Source organism: Streptomyces sp. NPDC004647, assembly GCF_040609575.1.
Lineage (GTDB): Bacteria > Actinomycetota > Actinomycetes > Streptomycetales > Streptomycetaceae > Streptomyces.
Genome location: NZ_JBEXKU010000041.1, coordinates 19,971 through 37,188 on the forward strand (window position 1 = coordinate 19,971; position 17,218 = coordinate 37,188).

At 68.6% G+C, this 17,218-nt stretch carries 16 protein-coding genes; 8 read left to right on the forward strand and 8 right to left on the reverse strand.

The genetic code is table 11. The features are described 5' to 3' along the window. Positions 1-208: 208 nt before the first annotated feature. From ABZW18_RS19420 to ABZW18_RS19450, 7 genes are all read right to left on the reverse strand, one after another. Entirely contained in the window at positions 209-2,032 is a 1,824-nt protein-coding gene (locus ABZW18_RS19420; RefSeq protein ID WP_356188905.1) for a long-chain fatty acid--CoA ligase, read from the reverse strand. A gap of 41 nt (positions 2,033-2,073) precedes the next feature. Next, entirely contained in the window at positions 2,074-2,880 is an 807-nt protein-coding gene (locus tag ABZW18_RS19425) for an SDR family oxidoreductase (protein ID WP_356188907.1), read from the reverse strand. Next, entirely contained in the window at positions 2,880-3,896 is a 1,017-nt protein-coding gene (locus tag ABZW18_RS19430) for an NADP-dependent oxidoreductase (RefSeq protein WP_356188909.1), read from the reverse strand. Before ABZW18_RS19430 ends, ABZW18_RS19425 begins: the two co-directional genes overlap by 1 nt. Positions 3,897-4,059: 163 nt before the next feature. Next, on the reverse strand, positions 4,060-5,529 hold the full coding sequence (locus tag ABZW18_RS19435) for a SulP family inorganic anion transporter (RefSeq protein WP_356188979.1): 1,470 nt from the start codon (positions 5,527-5,529) through the stop codon (positions 4,060-4,062). A gap of 65 nt (positions 5,530-5,594) precedes the next feature. Then, complete coding sequence (locus ABZW18_RS19440) at positions 5,595-6,188, reverse strand: carbonic anhydrase (protein WP_356188911.1); 594 nt, start codon at positions 6,186-6,188, stop codon at positions 5,595-5,597. Positions 6,189-6,286: 98 nt separating this feature from the next. Then, positions 6,287-6,685, reverse strand: coding sequence for a hypothetical protein (locus tag ABZW18_RS19445; protein ID WP_356188913.1), 399 nt, complete (start codon positions 6,683-6,685; stop codon positions 6,287-6,289). A gap of 476 nt (positions 6,686-7,161) precedes the next feature. Then, positions 7,162-8,445, reverse strand: coding sequence for a cytochrome P450 (locus ABZW18_RS19450; protein WP_356188915.1), 1,284 nt, complete (start codon positions 8,443-8,445; stop codon positions 7,162-7,164). A 346-nt stretch (positions 8,446-8,791) separates the two neighbouring features. Between ABZW18_RS19450 and ABZW18_RS19455 the strand changes: the two genes are divergently transcribed. Further along, entirely contained in the window at positions 8,792-9,421 is a 630-nt protein-coding gene (locus ABZW18_RS19455; protein ID WP_356188917.1) for a TetR/AcrR family transcriptional regulator, read from the forward strand. Positions 9,422-9,788: 367 nt separating this feature from the next. On the opposite strand, the gene ABZW18_RS19460 is transcribed toward ABZW18_RS19455, so the two are convergent. Beyond that, complete coding sequence (locus tag ABZW18_RS19460) at positions 9,789-10,766, reverse strand: zinc-binding dehydrogenase (RefSeq protein ID WP_356188919.1); 978 nt, start codon at positions 10,764-10,766, stop codon at positions 9,789-9,791. A 407-nt stretch (positions 10,767-11,173) separates the two neighbouring features. On the opposite strand from ABZW18_RS19460, the gene ABZW18_RS19465 reads away from it, so the two are divergent. From ABZW18_RS19465 to ABZW18_RS19495, 7 genes are all read left to right on the forward strand, one after another. Continuing rightward, complete coding sequence (locus ABZW18_RS19465; RefSeq protein WP_356188921.1) at positions 11,174-11,329, forward strand: hypothetical protein; 156 nt, start codon at positions 11,174-11,176, stop codon at positions 11,327-11,329. A gap of 451 nt (positions 11,330-11,780) precedes the next feature. Beyond that, the gene (locus ABZW18_RS19470) at positions 11,781-12,320 is read left to right on the forward strand and encodes a hypothetical protein (protein ID WP_356188923.1); all 540 of its coding nucleotides are present in this window, start codon (positions 11,781-11,783) and stop codon (positions 12,318-12,320) included. 42 nt (positions 12,321-12,362) lie between these two features. Next, entirely contained in the window at positions 12,363-12,755 is a 393-nt protein-coding gene (locus ABZW18_RS19475; RefSeq protein WP_356188925.1) for a hypothetical protein, read from the forward strand. A 61-nt stretch (positions 12,756-12,816) separates the two neighbouring features. Continuing rightward, entirely contained in the window at positions 12,817-13,179 is a 363-nt protein-coding gene (locus ABZW18_RS19480; RefSeq protein ID WP_356188927.1) for a hypothetical protein, read from the forward strand. Between the two features lie 148 nt (positions 13,180-13,327). Then, positions 13,328-15,085 carry a SpoIIE family protein phosphatase gene (locus ABZW18_RS19485; protein WP_356188929.1) on the forward strand — a complete coding sequence of 586 codons (1,758 nt, stop codon included), beginning with the start codon at positions 13,328-13,330 and terminating at the stop codon, positions 15,083-15,085. A 371-nt stretch (positions 15,086-15,456) separates the two neighbouring features. Continuing rightward, the gene (locus ABZW18_RS19490; protein ID WP_356188931.1) at positions 15,457-15,666 is read left to right on the forward strand and encodes a DUF5988 family protein; all 210 of its coding nucleotides are present in this window, start codon (positions 15,457-15,459) and stop codon (positions 15,664-15,666) included. A 177-nt stretch (positions 15,667-15,843) separates the two neighbouring features. Then, positions 15,844-17,184, forward strand: a complete 1,341-nt coding sequence (locus ABZW18_RS19495; protein WP_356188933.1) for a beta-ketoacyl synthase N-terminal-like domain-containing protein — start codon at positions 15,844-15,846, stop codon at positions 17,182-17,184. The last annotated feature ends 34 nt before the right edge of the window (positions 17,185-17,218 follow it).

Consider the following 17,218-nt stretch of genomic DNA (forward strand, 5'->3'; position numbering starts at 1 on the left):
CGCCGCGAGGAGAGCTTCACCGTGTGGTGGCCGAGGAGCCGACCGTACGGGGAAGCGCGGGACCATACGGGGTCCCGGCCCGGGGCCCCGTACCCCTGCTGCCCCGCTGCGCTGCCCCGCTGCCCCGCTGCCCCGGGAGCGTCGGCCGCTCTCTCCCCGCGCCGGGCCTCCCGCCGGGCCCGTCGGCACGCCCGGCGGCCCGGGCACCTCAGCGCGCGTACAACGCCGCGATCTCCTGGGCACAGAACTCTTCGATACGTCGGCGTCTGAGCTTGCGCGTGGGGGTGAGCATGCCCTGCTCCTCGGTGAACGGGGTGGCCAGTATGCGGTAGTTCCGGATCGACTCCGACTTCGAGACCTGGGTGTTGGCGGCCGACACCGCCCTGCGGATCTCGGCTTCCAGGTCGGGGTCCGCCACCAAGTCCTGGAGTACGAGCGGGGGCTTGCCGCGGAGGTTCAACCAGTGCGCCACGGCCTCGAGGTCCAGCGTGACCAGGGCGGCCACGTACGGCCGGTCGTTCCCGACGACGACGCAGTGCTCGACCAGCGGATGCTCCCGCACCCGCTCCTCCAGCGGCGCGGGCGAGAGCGTCTTGCCGCTGGCGGTGACGATGGTCTCCTTCTTGCGGCCGGTGATGGTGAGGTAGCCGTCCTCGTCCAGGGAGCCCAGGTCCCCTGTGGAGAGCCAGCCGTCCCGTAGCGCCTCTGCCGTGCCGCCGGTATCGTTCAGATAACCGGAGAAGACCGTCCCGCCGCGCAGCAGGATCTCGCCGTCGTCGCCCAGGCGCACCGTGGTACCGGGCACCGGCCTGCCCACGGTGCCGAAGCGGACCCGTCCGGGCGGGTTGGCGGTCGCCGCCGAGGTGGACTCCGTCAGCCCGTACCCCTCGTAGATCGTCACCCCGGCGCCGTCGAAGAACAGCCCGAGCCGGCGCCCCATGGTCGAGCCGCCGCTCACCGCGTTGCGCACCTTGCCGCCCATCGCCTCGCGGACCTTGCCGTAGACGAGCGCGTCGAAGAACCGGTGCTGTATGCGCAGCGAGGTGCTCGGTCCCGGGCCGGTCCCGAACGCTCGCTGCTCCCGCGCCTCGGCGAAGCGCACCGCGACCTCCACGGCCCTGTCGAAGGCGGTGAGATGCCCGGCCTCCTCCGCCCTGTTCCGCGCGGAGTTGAAGACCTTCTCGAAGACGTAGGGGACCGCGAGGACGAAGGTCGGGCGGAAGGCGGCCAAGTCGGGGAGCAGGGCCTGCGCCGACATGTCGGGCTGGTGTCCCAGACATCCCCGGGCCCTGATCGCCGCGACCTCGACCATCCGGCCGAAGACATGCGCGAGTGGCAGGAAGAGCAGGGTGGACGGCCGGGCTTCGCCCGCGGGCTCGAAGATCGGGCGCCAGCGCGCGATCAGGTTGTCGCACTCGGCCATGAAGTTGGAGTGGGTGAGCACGCACCCTCGGGGACGGCCGGTGGTGCCGGAGGTGTAGATGACCGTGGCGACCGCACCGGGCGTGACCGCGAGCCGGTGACGGTGCACAACGGTGTCAGGGAGACGGGCGCCGTCCGCGGTCAGCGTCTCGACCGCGCCCGCGTCCAGCTGCCACACCCGGGTCAGCTCCGGGAGCCCGTCGAGCGTGGAGCCGAGGGTCATCGCCTGCTCCTCGTGCTCGACCACGCACGCCACGGCCTCGGTGTCGTGCAGGATCCAGCGGACCTGCTCGGCGGACGAACTGGGGTAGACCGGGACCGGTTGAGCGCCGATGGTCCACAGGGCGAAGTCGAACAGCGTCCACTCGTACCGGGTGCGGGACATGATGGCGACCCGGTCGCCGAACCGGACTCCCTGCGTGAGCAGCCCCTTGGCCAGCCCTGTCACCTGGTCACGGAATTCCGCGGCGGTCACGTCCCGCCACTGGCCGTCCACCTTGCGCCCGAGCTGCGTTCTCCCGGGGTCCTCCGAGGCATTGTCGAAGACGGCGTCGGCGAGGCCGCCGACGTGGGGAGCGGTTGCCAGGGCCGGCACGGTGAACTCGCGCACAGGTGTGCAGATTAGCCTGCCGGCCGGCCCGGCAACAGGTCTCAGGAGGTCCTGGAGAGTTCCTCGATACGCCGCCGCAGTTTGCGCATCCCGCCGAGCCAGCGTTCGGTGTCGGTGGCACGGAGGGCGTAGTGGTCCCGCACTTCGGGGTGCGGGAGGATCAGGAACCGCCCGTCCGCGAGCCCTTCCATGACGCTGGCTGCCACCTCCTCCGGTTCGAGGACGGCGCCCCCGAGCACGGCCTTCGCCGACGCGTCGCTGCGCTCGTACATCTCGGTCCTCACGCCCTGCGGGCACAGCACCTGGACAGTGATGCCCTTGTCGCCGTGGGTGGCCGCGAGCCACTCGGCGAAGGCGAGCGAGCCGTGCTTGGTCACCGAGTACGACGCGGAGTCGAGGTGGGTGAGGAGCCCGGCGGCGGACACCGTGGCCAGAAGGTGGCCACGGCCCCGCTCGAGCCACGGCCCCAACAGTGCACGGGCCGACCTGACATGCGACATCACGTTCACCTGCCAGACGCGCTCCCACACCTCCTCCGCGGTGTCGACCCCGCCACCGGGCTCGATGCCGGCGTTGGCGCAGAACAGGTCGATCTCGCCGAGGTGGGTACGCGCAGCCGCCACCAGAGCGGCCACGCCGTCCTCGGTACTGGCGTCACCGGCGACGGCGAGCCCGCCGACCTCGTCGGCCACGCGGGCCGCCGCGGCGCCGTCCAGGTCGTTGACGACGAGCCGGGCTCCCTCGGCGGCGAACCGGCGGGCCAGCGCCGCGCCGATGCCCGAACCCGCGCCGGTGACCACGACTCCCGCGTCCCGCAGGTCAATACCGCCCGCCCGTTTGCCGCCCATCAGGCCTCATCCGCGATCTTGAGGACGAGCTTGCCGGTGTTCTCCCCGCGGAACAGCCGCAACAGCGTTTCGGGGAAGTCCTGCACGCCTCCCTCGACGACGTCCTGCACCGCCTGGAGCCGGCCCGCTGCGAGCCACTCGGCCAGCTGGGCAACGCCCTCCGCGTACCGGTCCGCGTAGTCGAAGACCACCATCCCGGTCATCGAGGCGCGGTTGACGAGCAGCGACATGTAGTTGGCCGGGCCCTTCACCGGCTCCACATTGTTGTACTGGGATATCGCGCCGCAGATGACCACGCGGGCTCCCCGCGCCAGCCGGGTCAGCACGGTGTCGAGGATATCGCCGCCGACATTGTCGAAGTACACGTCCACGCCGTCGGGCGCGTGCTCCCGCAGCTCCTTCTTCACGTCCTGGGACTTGTAGTCGATGGCCGCGTCGAATCCGAGCTCGTCCACGAGCATCCGGCACTTGCTCTCGCCACCGGCGATGCCGACGACGCGGCAGCCGATGATCTTGGCGATCTGGCCCACCAGGCTGCCGACCGCACCGGCCGCACCGGACACCACGACGGTCTGCCCGGGCTCCGGGCGCCCGATGTCGATGAGGCCGAAGTAGGCCGTCATCCCCGGCATGCCGAGGGTCCCCAGATACACGGAGAGGGGGGCCAGCGCCGGATCGGCCTTGGTGACGCCGCGGCCGTCCGACAGGCAGTACTCCTGTACGCCGAAACCACCCGATACGTAGTCCCCCACGGCGAAGCCGTCGTGCCGGGAGGCGACGACCCGGCCCACCGCGCCCGCGCGCATCACCTCGCCGATCTCCACCGGAGGGATGTACGACTTGCCGGCGTTCATCCAGCCGCGCATCGCGGGGTCGAGCGAGAGGTAGATCACCTGCACCAGCAGCTGTCCGTCGGCCGGCTCGCCGACCGGCTCCTCGACCTGGTCCCAGTCGGTGGTCCGCGGCAGCCCCACGGGGCGGGCCGCCAGGCGGTACTGGTGGTTGGTGCGGCTCATGTGAGCGACTCCTCAGCTGTGGCGTAGTGCACACCGACTGGTCGGTATGTGCTAAGGGAGGTTAGCCCGGCCCCCGGGCCAGGGGCAAGAGAAAGCGGCCCCCTCCTCCCCTGAGGGAGAGAGGGGGCCGCCTGTCACTCCGGCGGTCACCGGGAGAAACCGGTCAGACCGTCGGCATCAGCACACGGGGCGCCCCCTCCCCGCCATTGTGCCGGGCCGCCCAGTTGGTCAGCGCCGTACTGCACGCGTGGTCCAGATGCCGGAGGTCGAGTATGTCGAGCTCGATGATCCGGTCCTTCGGCAGCGCCTCGAGGGTGTCGAGCATCCTGGGCAGGCGCAGGAAGGTCGCGTTGCCCGACAGCACCACCCTGACCGGAGCGGCCTTGTCGGGCCCCTCGTCGACCCGCACCTGGATGTGGGAGGTCTCCCAGGCGGCCTTGGCGACGGCGAGCAGCAGTCCGAGGATCACCCCTTCGAACATGTTGGTCACGACGATGGCGACGGCGGTGACCGCCAGGACCAGCGCCTCGCCCCGGTGTTCCCGCCACAGCGGCCCGATCTCCTTCAGCGGGATGAGCTTGAAGCCGGAGAAGACGAGGATGCCGGCCAGCGAGGCCAGCGGGATCAGGCCGAGTGCGGCGGGCAGCAGTGCCGCGAAGAGCAGCAGCCATACGCCGTGCATCACACGCGAGGCCTTCGTACGCGCGCCCGCCTGGACATTGGCCGCACTGCGTACGATCACCGCCGTCATGGGCAGGGCGCCGAGAACGCCGCACAGGGCGTTGCCCGCGCCCTGCGCCATCAGCTCCTTGTCGTAATCGGTGGCGGGACCGCTGTGCAATCGGTCCACCGCGGCGGCGCTGAACAGGCTCTCCGCGGAGGCGATGAGGGTGATGGCGACGACCGTGCCGATCGCCCCGACCTCCGCCATCCTGCTGAAGTCGGAGGCGCCCGGTGGCCCGATCGCGCCCAGCAGCCCCTTGACCTCCACCGTGTTGACGGGCAGCCGCGCCAGTGCCACCACGGCGGTGGTCAGCGCCACCGCGGCGAGGGGCGCCGGGACCAGCCGGACCTTCGGGGGCATGTGCTTCCAGAAGGCCATGATCAGGACCGTGCCCACGCCGAGTGCGAAGGCGGTCAGCGCACGGGGGGAGCCTGCCACGTCGAGGAACAGTCCGGGCAGGCCCGCGAGGTTGGCGGGCCCCGAGCCGGGCGCCTTCGCGTCGGCCATGGCGTACAGCTGACCGCCGATCAGCACCAGGCCGATACCGGCGAGCATCCCTTCGACCACGGCGATGGAGATGGCGCGGAAAAAACGGCCCAGTCGCAGCGCGCCCATGACCAACTGGAGTACGCCCGCGGCCAGCACGAAGACGCCCAGGGCTCCCAGCCCGAACTCCGTGACCGCTTCCAGGATGAGGACGGTGAGCCCCGCGGCGGGGCCGCTGACCTGGAGGCTGCTCCCGGGGAGCATGCCGGTGACGATACCGCCCACGATGCCGGTCACCAGGCCGAGTTCGGCCGGGACTCCGGAGGCGACGGCCACGCCGACGCACAGGGGCAGGGCCACGAGAAAGACGACGACGGATGCGGCGAAGTCCGCCCGCAGGGTGGAGGCGGAGGGGCGCTCCACGCCGCTGCTCGGGGCCGGGCTCCGGCGGTGGCGTCCGCGCTGCCCGCGCACGCGGGTGTCGGCGCTCACAGCGGAAGGAAGGCGTCGGCGTGCGCCCGGTGGGCGAGCACGGAGCCGGTATGTATCTCGTAGAACCAGCCGTGCAGCGTTAACCGCCCGTCGGCCAGCCCCCGGGTGACGCTTGGATAGCCGCGCAGCCGGTCGAGTTGGCTCAGTACGTGGTCCTGGACCGCCTCCGCGATATCGGGAGTCGAGGGGGCGGCGCCGGCGGGCGGAGATGCCGCGCTCTGCAGCCAGTCGCGGACGGACGGGACGGCCGTGAGGTCTTCACGGCGCACGATGGCTCCGACCGCTCCGCAGTGGGAGTGGCCGCAGATCACGATGTCGGCGACGCCGAGCACCTCCACGGCGTACTCGATCGTGGCGGCCTCGCTCGAGGGCCGGTCGGGGTGGTGGGCGGGAATGATGTTGCCCGCCGTGCGGAGTTCGAAGAGCTCGCCGGGGCGGGCTCCGGTGATCAGCGAGGGGATCACCCGGGAGTCGGAGCAAGTGATGAACAGGGCTTGTGGGGACTGCCCGTTCGCCAGGAGGCTGAACTCGTCCGCGTGTGCGGCGGCGCGTTCGCGGAATGCTCGGGCGTTCTTCGTCAGCATGTGCATGTGGTGTTTCCTCCGGCGTGCCCCGGCGGGGCGCGCGGTGTGGTCGTGCCGGATCACGGTTGCAAGGTGGGGAAGCCGTGCGGAGCCGACTGGTCCGATCAGAACCGGAACACCTGGAGCACTGCGGTCAGAGCTGCCGGGTTCTGCCTGCGGAGTCCGTGCGGAGGGCCGTGGGCCACGGGCAGCGGGCGGATGTGGGAGGCGGCGGAGCCGCCGTCACCGGCCGGGGACGTGAACGGATAGCCGATGTCCGCGGGCGCGTGGACGGTCGGGTAGGGCGACCGGCTGCCGCTGCCGTACGGAAGAGGACCGTCGAGAGGAAGCGGCTCGTCCCACGGTGGGTCGGGGGACAGGGCGTCGGCCTCGTTCGACGTACCGCCGGGGCGCGAGTCGGTGGCTTCGGCGGGATACACCGCTACCTGACACAGCATCAAGACGGCGAACAGGACGGCGCTCAGCGCCGCGAGTCCATCCGGTATTGCCCTGCGCCGTGCCATATGACCTCACCGTCCTTTTGGTCCAACCGGTCAGTAACTCCAGCATCATGAGTCACTGTGACAGAACCACGGCACAGAAGTAGCTGTTTCGTTAAGGATTCGTGAGTTGCACGGTGCTTGACTTCTCGCGGTTCCTGCCCATTTGGCGGAACTCATCACCCCTCACACCGCTCGACACGGCGCGGACAGCTCGGCTGTATAAGGAGGTTGCTCTTCACTCGATCAGTCAGCGGACCGGCCGACCTGGGTGGCCACGCCGAACAGGTGCATCTTCGGGCGCAGTCCGCGGACGTCCGACGGTCTGCAGCACGTGTGCATCCGGCTCGGAGCCGCCGAGTGGCCACCCCTCGCGGATCCGCTCCGCGAGGCCGCCCGCCGGCGGAGGGGTGGCCCTCGCATCTCGGCACGTTCACGCATGAGGCGTCGCGGGGCGGCCGGGCGGCCCCGTCGAACGTGTCAGGGTGGCGGGTGTCAGGTCAGCTCGGACCACTCAGGTTGACGGGCAGGGACTCGACGCCGTAGACGATGGACAACTTCCGGAACGACAGCTCCTCGGGGTCGACGGCAAGGCTCATCCCGGGGAAGCGTCGTACCAGAGCCGGGTAGGCGGCCCGCAGCTCCATACGTGCCAACTCGGCGCCCACGCAGCGGTGAATTCCGTATCCGAAGGCCAGATGAGACGGGGCGTTTCGCGTCGGATCGAACTGCTCCATGTCGAATCCGGAAGCCTCGTCGCGATTGGCCCCGCTCAGTGAGCACAGGACTATGTCGCCCTTCGAGATCCGGGCCCCGGAGATTTCGATGTCCTCACGGGCGAACCTCGGAAACGCCAGCTGAACAACCGTCAGGTAGCGCAGGGCTTCCTCGACGAACGGGTCGACGGCGGCGTCGGTGTCACGGATCGATGCGAAGGCGCCGGGGTTCTGCAGCAACAGCATGGAGCCCAGCGAGAGCATGCTCGTGGTGGTGTCGAGCCCGCCGGTCAGCACCCCGTCGGCCAGACCGGCGAGTTCACGGTCGCCGATCTCGTCGCCATGCTCCTTGATAATCATGCCCAGGAGGCCCTCACCGGGCGAATCGCGCTGCTTCTTGACAACATCCTGAAGATAGGAAAGGGATTCCGTAATAGCCCCCAACGAGGCGTCCGCTCCGCCGGAAAGGTCGAAGCGCGCCGTGCTGAGCTGCTGAAATTCGCGACGTTCGTCGCCGGATACTCCGAGCAATTCGCATATGGTCAGAAAGGGAATCGGCAGCGCGAAGGACTTGACCAGATCGACGGGGTCGGGGGACTTCGCCATGGTGTCGAGGTGCTCGTCGACTATTGCCTGGATCCTCGGCGTGAGCCTGCGCAGCCGGCGCATGGTGAACTCCGGCGCCAGAAGGCGCCGCAGGCGCGTGTGCACCGGGGGGTCGCTGAAACCGAGGCCGCCGGGGTTCTGGTCCTCCACGACTCCGGCCTTTCCCGCCAAGTGGAGGAAGTCGTTGCTGAACCCGTCGGCCGAGCCGAGCACCTTCTTGACCTCGTCATAGCCGGTGACCACCCAGGCATCCATACCGAACGGCAGGGGGACCTTGGCGATCGGCGCCCTTTTGCGCTTTCTGGCCAGGTCCTCCACCGGGTCCAGGCCTTCACGCCGCAGGGGCATCAGCACAGAGTCTGGCAAGAACGACATTTTGGAGGGGGCGAACCCCTTCTTCTGGACCCTTGCAAGATACTTCTGCCCGAGCCGTGCAGCGACGCGGGAGCGGAGATTCGTCATGAGTGTGAATCTATCCGTCCTCAAGTTGGGGAGATGATCCGGTCAAGGCCATGAGTACTGTGAGGAGTTACTCCCCCGGGGATTTACCCGTGGACCCGTGACACAGCCGGGCGACAACCTGGCCGTGACGAGCGCGCGGCATCCGAAGCCAGGAAAACCCCCACGTCGGCCACTCCCCCGGGGCGTCGGCGCGCCCCCCAAGAGGGTAGGTCCCCTATCGCCCGACGAACCGCCGCGGCCCCGCTGCGGCGGTATCGCAACCCTGGTCCATCATAGGCGGGATGTAGACGCGCGTACAAGCACAGCGTGTAAGACGAGCGTATGAACGGTGAGGTAGAATCGAGCAATGGGACACCGCGAAGATCTACTGGTCGGCGCCAAGCGCTGCCTGATCGAAAAGGGGTACGCCCGCACGACGGCGCGGGACATCGTTGCGGCTTCGGGGGCCAACCTCGCGTCCATCGGCTACCACTACGGCTCCAAAGAAGCCTTGCTGAACAAGGCCCTGATGGAGGCCATCAGCGAGTCGGGCGACGAGCTCACCCAGGCCGTGGCCGACAACGACCCGGACGCCCGGCCGCTGGAGCGGTTCGAGCGTGTCTGGACCCGTCTCGTGGACCAGTTCGCCACGCACCGGCAGGTCTGGGTGGCCAGCTTCGAGGCTTTCGCCCAGGTCGACCATGCGCCGGTGGTACGCGAGGCGCTCGCCGACGGTATCGAGCAGGGCCGCGAAGGCATCGTGTCGATCTTCAAAGACGCCGGGATGTTCGGAGATCTGGCCGACAAGGTCTCCGATGGGGAGCTGATGCGGTCGGTCGGCTCGTTCTACCAGGCGCTGTCGATGGGCGTGATGGCGCAGTTGCTGGTCGACCCCGAGCGTGCTCCGACGGGCCGAGACCTGGCCAACGCGCTACGGGTCATCGCGGCCTCGATGCGCACCGATCTCGGCGAAGAGCTGCCCGCCTCCACTGCCTGAGCCGACGGCGGGCTCGCCCCGCACCTCCACGCACAGACGACCGCGGTCCCGGCACAGTCGATGTGTCGGGACCGCGGTCGTCGGTGCGCCGTACACAACAGCCCCGCGGCGTCTCGGGCGGTAGCAGGCCCCACAGCAAGGCCAGTTGTCACCGGTCCATCGGCCGGCCGCCCGCCGAGCTGCCCCTGGACGAACTCCCGTGCTGATTCCCGATCGCTCCCATCTGGCTGCCGCGATGGTCGACGCGGCAGGGCCCGGAACGGGGCGACCCGGGGGCTCCCGGCTCCCCTGGAGGTCCCCCATCTCACGGGTATCTACCGCAAGTTGGGGCCCGGCTTCGTCGCGACGATCTCAGTGAAGCTCGCATCTACGGGATGAGGACAACCTTGCCCGTCGTCGCCCTGGTTTCGAGGGCGGCGTGGGCGGCCGCTGCCTCCGACAGCGGGAACGTCTGTACGGCGGGCACAAGCCTGCCTTCGCCGCCCGCCGCCAGCGCCCGGGCCTCGAACTCCGGCCCTTCCTCCCGCCGGTCGAGCAGAAGCGCCAGGGCGTCGATCACCGTCAGGTCGCGCTCTGTCAGCGTCTCGGGGTCCGGTTCGAAGTCCTGCTGGGAGGCGTTGCCGATCGTGACGTACCGGCCGCCGTCGGCGATCAGCTCGAACGCCGCCCTCGCCTGGTCACCGCCGACCCCGTCGAGTACAACCGTGACGGCGCGGCCGCCCAGCTTCTCGGCGACGCCCTTCTCCCAGGAGGGCTCGTTGTAGTCGACGGCGAGGTCCGCGCCGAGCCCGCTCACGGCCGCCACCTTGGCGGGGCCGCCTGCCGCGCCGATCACCTTCGCGCCGAGGCCGCGCGCGTACTGCACCACCAAGCGGCCGATCCCGCCGGCTGCGGAGGTCACCAGAACAACGTCGTCCGAGGTGAGCTTGGCGACGTCCAGAAGTTGCAGGGTCGTGGTTCCCGTGACGACCATGGCGACGGCCGCCTCGTGCCCCAGTCCGTCGGGAACCCGGTGCACGGACTCCAGGTCGGCGACCGCCAGTTCCGCGTAGCCGCCGGGCGCGCCGGCGGAGGTCACGACATCCCGCCCGATCCAGGCCGGGTCCACCCCGGCACCCACCGAGTCCACGGCTCCCGCCACCTCGCCGCCGAAGATCGATGGAAGCTCGGGCAGCGGCGGCAAGGTCTCGCTGACCAGGCCCGACCGCATCATCGTCTCGACCAGGTGCACGCCCGCCGCCCTGACGGCGATGCGCACCTGAGCCGGGCCGGGCATGGGGTCGGTGACGGTTTCGTACCGAAGGTTCTCGGCGGGGCCGAAGGTGTGCAATACGACGGCGCGCATAGCGTCCTCCCAAAGGTCGTGGGCAACTCGCCCCATTGAGCCTGCAACCTCAACCGCACTTAATGTCAACGCAGTCATCCGCCAAGCCGGTAGAGCGGTAGGCGGGCAGGCCTGCAGAGCCGATGGCGTACGGACTCCGTGAGAGCCCGTCACCCCGAGGTGGGTGCTCCGGCGCGTCTGCAGGGGGGACCGGCAACGGCCCGCAGCCGGGGAGTCCGGGGTACCGCGCACCGAAACCGTGGTTACCTCCCCCGTTTCTCGTGGTTCCCCACAGAGACTTTGTCCGGGCACCGAGGACTTAGCCGGAAATGGTTGATATCGGAGTCCTGGAGTGACTTACTCATGCCCAACGACGCTGAATTCTCCCGACGTCGGACAGAGAAGTCGGACAGAGAAAGAGTGCAACCGTGAAAAACAGCCACAGGGCCGTATTCGGCGTGCTCGCGCTGAGCGCCGCATGCCTCTCCACCGCGGTTTCCTCACCTGCCGCCCACGCAGGATCAGAAAACTACATCCAGATCACGCACAAGGCCGCCTTCGTCGCCAACACCTACTACAACTGACGCGAAGCCGAGAACAAGAACTACTGCAACAACGCTCGGTCGGCAGGCGACTCCTGGAAGGCCCATTTCCCTGCCGATGCGACCGGCGCCATCATCGACCTCAGCCTCTGGCCGGCCTATTCCGCGAAAGCCAGTGCCTCGGTGACCGACACGAACAGGAACCACTTACGAGGTGCGCGGAACCCTCCTCAATCCGACGCTTCTCGAAACGGGCTGCTGACCCCGGCCACCGGGCAGCAGCGTCCTCCGAAAGCACTTCGAGCGGGTTCTCGCGTCATCAACACAGTGAGGAAAGAACAGTGTAACTACGTCCCGAACAGTTCTCGCCGCCGGTGCGGTCACCACGGCGCTCACAGCGCTCGTCTTCGCAATACCGACGGCGTCGGCAGCATCCCTTCCCGAAGTCAATGGCCATATTGACAACTGGGTGAACGAAGGAAGCCCCTCCGTCGTGTACGACAACGGATACCGGGTCGATTCGGCATCCGAGGTCGCCGGCGCGCTGGAACAGTGCAAAAGCAGCGGCGTTTCATGCGCCGCCACAGCCGTAGGCACTCCCAGCCAGGTGACGAAGTGGTACGACGTGGAAAACGCCGGCACGGGCACCGGTCTTATTGAGGCCTGCGGCGCCGGTGAGGGAGAAATCAACCAGACGATCGGCGGAAGTCACACCTTCACCTGGGGATGGAACATCGGCATCAATGCCGATGTCACCCTGGTCAAGGATGTGCTGAAGGTCGGGGCGCCGCACTTCACGACGTCGGTGCCCACCCGCAATCCCCCCTTGAGGGGAATTTCCGTGTCGCAGCCCGGTGATTTTCGCGCCGCCGAACCTGCCGCCCTGGATCGTCACGTCGGAGACGCCGCGTTCCATGTCATGGCCCATCTTCAGCATCCCCTTCTCTCCCTTTTTGATGGTGATCCTTATGTCACCGCTCTTGGTGTCGGCGTGCGTCTCGTTGTACTGCGCACCCTGATGAACGGTCGCTGACCCGGCAGCCCCTCCCGCGAAGCATCCAGGAAAGGTCACCTCATGCGGAAGACGACGACATCGGTGGCATGCGGCGCCGCCGCCCTCGGCCTCGCCGTGGCCGGCGCGACCCTGACGGCGCCGTCCGCAGCCGCCGCTGCCGGCGGCTCGGGCCAGTACATCGGTTTCACGAACAACGGATGGTTCCTCGTCGACACCTGCTACAAGTGGAAGTCCTCGGAAACCGCGGATTCCTGCGATTACGCCAAGCCCATCAACACGGACTGGCGTGTGGAAATCCCCGCGGACGCCGAAGGCGTCAGAGTCGAGGTGACCGTCGCCGGTCAAATCGGCGGCGGTAATGTGTCGCCGCAGATCACCGACCTGAAGCAGAGCCACTGCTACGAACTGAGTGGCTACACCTGGGGCCCCCGAATCGCCCAGAAGGACTGCTAGTCCGTTCCGGAACAACCGAAACGAGAAGGTGAACTCCAGCGTGCGAAACACAAGGCATAAGGTGGCATACGGTGCTGCCGCTCTGGGCCTCTCCCTGGCCGGCGCAGTGCTGACAGCTCCCCCCGCCGCTGCCGGCTCGGACAACTACATCGGGTTCGAGAACGGCGCAGGGTATTTCATCGACACCTGCTACACCTGGACAGGTCCCGATGGAATAGAGAAAAAGAACTATTGCCACAACGCCAAAACGTTCGACACCAGCTGGAAAGCGCACTTCCCCGCGGAAGCGACCGGGGTCACGGTCACCGTAAATTTCACGGGAAGCGCTTCCCAGTACCTCTACATCAACGAGGCCGGCACGAACCACCGCTACAAGTTCACCGGCGCATGGCCCCATGGCCATGTCCTCAAGGTGCACTGCTGATTTCTCGAACCCTCAGGGGCCCGCCGGTGAAATCCGGCGGGCCCCACATCATGCCGTCACCGCGCGAAGGACGCGGATGCGATTCCTCTTCCACGGACCGACGATTGAGTGCAAGACGTTTCGGTACGCGCGAGGAGGAGGTGCGCGGGTGTCCCCCGAGGCTTCCCGCCGGGAGGGAGTCGACGCCCTCTTCGCAGCAGCGGCCGCGGCCCTCTCCGCGGGCGGCACTGACCAGCTGCTGCGCAGCGTGCTGAGCGGCACCTCGGCCGGCATCGCCATCATCGACCCGCGACTGCGCTATCTGTACGTCAACCCCGCCTTCGCCCGGATGGTCGCCGTCACGCCCAACGAACTCCTCGGCCGGAAGATCACGGAGGTACTGCCGGGCATCGAGAGTCGCACGGACGTACTGCGCCAGGTCCTGAAGGACGGTCGGTCCCGCGAAGCGACCACCACGGGCCGTACCCGGACCGGCACCCGGGACGAGCGCCACTGGTGGCACGGCGCGTACCACCGGCTGGAGATCGGCGGCCAGGTGGTCGGTGTCGCCGGCATCGTGCTGGAGGTCACCGCCTCCCGGCAGCAGCAGCGGGACCTGGAGCGGGCCCGTACGCGCCTCGCCCTGCTCGACGAGGCCGCCACCCGGATCGGCACCGGCCTTGACATGGACAGCACCTGCACCGAGCTGGCGGATTTCCTCGTCCCCCTGCTGGCAGACGTGGCGACCGTCGAGGTCCTCCCCGCCGACTCGGCGGAAGGCAGGCGGCTGAAGGCTGCCAGGGTGCTGCGGTTGCGCCGGACCGCAGTGGCCGCCGTACCGGCGCTGCGTATCGGGGTGCGGCGGTTCGGGATGGCGGGCGAACTCGTCGAGTACCGGACGGGGTCGGCCGTCCTGCGCTGTCTGGAGACAGGCCTGCCCATCGCGGAGAATCTGCTCTCCGACGACGAGCTGAACCGTTCGGAGCCGGACGAAGGCCGCTTGGCGGCGTACCGGGATGTGGGTGTCCACTCCATGCTCGTCGTGCCACTGCTGGCCCGCGGCCACGCCATCGGCACCGCCACCCTGGCGCGGTCCGGGTCCTCCCCGACGTTCACCGAGGAGGACGTGCTGATCACCCAGGACCTGGCCGGCCGCGCCGCCCTCAGCATCGACAACGCCCGCCGCTACACCCGCTCGCAGGACATCGCCCTGGAACTGCAGCGGGCTCTGCTGGCCGAGCCGGGCAGCCCGCACCCCAACCTCGAGCTGGCCTCCCGCTACATCCCCTCCGGCAGCAGCGCGCTGGTCGGCGGCGACTGGTACGAGACGGTCAGGCTGCCGTACGGAAGGACCCTGCTGGCCATGGGGGACGTGATGGGCCACGGCGTCGAGGCAGCCGTCGACATGAGCAACTACCGCTCGATGCTCCGCTATGTGTCCGCCACGGACCTGCCGCCGCACCGCATTCTGCGCAGGCTCGACTCAACGATCGCCGAGGGCGCATCGGGCCGCCCGGCCACATGCCTGCTCGCCCTGGCCGACCCGTCCCGCGGCATCTGCTCGTACTCCAGCGCCGGGCACCTGCCGCCCGCCGTCCTCGCGGCCGACGGCGTCCCCGAACTCATCGAGGTCCCGCCCGGGCCGCCGCTCGGAACCGGCTTCGGCGGATACCAGCTGGTCACCCGTGAGTTCACGACCGACCAGGTGCTGCTCCTCTACACCGACGGGCTGGTGGAGCGGCGCGGCGAGGACATCGACGTATCACTGGCCCGGCTCGCGGACCTCCGGCTGCCGGTCACCGGCGACCTCGAGGAGCTGCTCGACGAGCTGCTGCGGCGCCTGGAGGGCGATGCCGCGGAGGACGACGTCGCGGTCCTCGCGGCGAGATTCCGCACCTCCGCACGGCACCGGACGGCGGCGTCCTGACGGACGGACCGTTTCCGGTTCGAGGACGGATCAGAACCGCGATTTCTTTTTCCGCCCGCCTTCCTTTCCACGCGCGGAAAACCGTTATGGAAATCATTGCGGAATAAAATGTATGATTATCAGAAAAGCCCTGGGGAATTCCTGGCCCATCCGCGGATTTCGGGGTTGTGCGCCGGTCCGCTGGCGGAGCATCAGAAAGCAGAATGCCGCCGCCCCCGGCCCATGCGTCAGCTGTGCTTCAATTCACTCCGATTCATCCCCGCTCACGCCCTCCCTGGCGATTCCAGCGGGGTATACCTTAGCTCATGTAGTGGCAGTTCGATCGCACTGCATGCATTCCCCCCTTCCCGATGCGCTGGGAGGTGAGTGCCATGCTCCAGCCGGTGCTTGCGCTCCTCAGGGGCGGCCCGAGCGATATTCCCGAGATCTGGGAAATACCGTCCGGGGGAACCGATGAGCAGGTGAAGATTCCGCGCGGCAACGGGTACGAGCATTTCGAATTCGCCCGAGAATACGCCCGGATCGGCGATGAGTTGATGCCCGTATACCGCTGGTGCTACCGCACCTTCATCGCCGAATAGGTGCCGTTCGCGGGTACCACCTGCCGGCGGTCGATTCATCGGTTCAGCGTGTGATTGGACGACATGCGATGGGCGACGTGTGACGGACGAAATGCCACTGCCGTAGAGGCGGGTGTGCGGCGACTACCTTTCCGGAGGGATCACGATGACGATTCTGCTCTCATATGGATGTGCGTCGTGAGCGCGCCGGCGGCCGGTGCGGCCGGCTCCGGCAGGAACGCGCGGGACGTCGTGGTGACCGGTATGGGTTTCTGTCTGCCCGGTGAGAGCGCTCCGGTCTTCACCGCTGTGGACGCGTGGAACGTCGCGTCACGGGGGCGCACCTGTCTCGCGCACGACGGCGTCTACTACGGCTCCGTGGGCCTGTCCCCCGCGATGTTCGACGAGCGTCTCCCGGACGTACCGGGGTTCTTCTCCCGGCACTTCACCGACGCCCATCGCTTCGGGCTGGTCTCGCTGGTCGAGGCGTGTGCGGACGCCCAACTGGACTTCCGTGCCGGGGACCTGTCCCACGCGGCCATCCTCGCCGGGCGCGGCGGTGTCGACGCCAACATCGACAGCTACCTCGCGGTGCTGCGGGCCGACCCCGGAACGACCACGCCGGAAGACGCGATGGAGTTGTTCGTGGCGGCCGAACAGGCCGTGACTCCCTCCGACGTGGCGCTCGTACAGGGGGCGCTGACCCGCTCCACCGGGCCCTGCTTCACGGTGTCGTGCGGCTGCGCGTCGTCCGCCGTGCAGATCGGCAACGCCCGCCGCATGATCGCCGCGGGCGACGTCGACATCGCGGTGGTGACCGGCGTCGATGTCTTCAGCGTCACCCTGATCAGGAACATCCAGCGTCTGCTGAGCGGCGCGCAGCGCACGTACGAGGCGATCCGGTCCGACGACATGCCGGAGCTGCTGCCGTCCTTCGAGCGCCTCATGCGGCCGTACGACAGGAACGCTGACTGTGTGAACCACGGCGAGGGCTCGGCGACGGTGATCCTGGAGAGCCGGGAGCACGCGCACCGCCGCGGTGCGTACGAATACGGCCAGGTCCTCGCCCAGGCCACCACCCGCGACGGGCTCGCCAACCCGCTGGCGAGCGACGACAGCGGATCGCAGCTGGTGGCCGCCGTCCGCAGGTGTCTCGGGGACCGGTGGAACATCGGCCAGGTGCCGTACGTGCACGGCGGCAGCGACGGGAACGTCGTGGTGACCACCTTCGAGGCGAACGCCATCAGGGAGCTGTACGGACCGGCCTCGGCCGACCTGCTGATGACCTCTCAGGAGGGCTGCTTCGGTCACAACGGGGCCCCCGCCGGCGCTCTCGGCGTCGCGCTGACCCTGCTGATGATGGAGCGCGGCGAGGTGTGTCCCACCGCGAACTGCGAACAGCCGGCCGGAAATCTCACCTTCGATCCGGTACCCGGCGTCTCCACCCGCCCCCTCGACTTCGACTGCGCATTGAGCTTCAACTACCAGGTCGGAGGGGTGAAGAGCGCCATCCTGCTGGGAAGCAGCGACACCGTGTAGCGGCTGGCACCGCCACCGAACGCCTCCCCCCGCA

Excerpts from the sequence above, each read along its gene's own strand:
- ABZW18_RS19425 (WP_356188907.1), bottom strand. The coding sequence starts at position 2,880 with ATGGGCGGCAAACGGGCGGGCGGTATTGACCTGCGGGACGCGGGAGTC.
- ABZW18_RS19440 (WP_356188911.1), bottom strand. The coding sequence starts at position 6,188 with ATGCACATGCTGACGAAGAACGCCCGAGCATTCCGCGAACGCGCCGCC.
- ABZW18_RS19475 (WP_356188925.1), top strand. The coding sequence starts at position 12,363 with ATGCGGAAGACGACGACATCGGTGGCATGCGGCGCCGCCGCCCTCGGC.
- ABZW18_RS19490 (WP_356188931.1), top strand. The coding sequence starts at position 15,457 with ATGCTCCAGCCGGTGCTTGCGCTCCTCAGGGGCGGCCCGAGCGATATT.
- ABZW18_RS19445 (WP_356188913.1), bottom strand. The coding sequence starts at position 6,685 with ATGGCACGGCGCAGGGCAATACCGGATGGACTCGCGGCGCTGAGCGCC.
- ABZW18_RS19430 (WP_356188909.1), bottom strand. The coding sequence starts at position 3,896 with ATGAGCCGCACCAACCACCAGTACCGCCTGGCGGCCCGCCCCGTGGGG.
- ABZW18_RS19450 (WP_356188915.1), bottom strand. The coding sequence starts at position 8,445 with ATGACGAATCTCCGCTCCCGCGTCGCTGCACGGCTCGGGCAGAAGTAT.
- ABZW18_RS19455 (WP_356188917.1), top strand. The coding sequence starts at position 8,792 with ATGGGACACCGCGAAGATCTACTGGTCGGCGCCAAGCGCTGCCTGATC.
- ABZW18_RS19460 (WP_356188919.1), bottom strand. The coding sequence starts at position 10,766 with ATGCGCGCCGTCGTATTGCACACCTTCGGCCCCGCCGAGAACCTTCGG.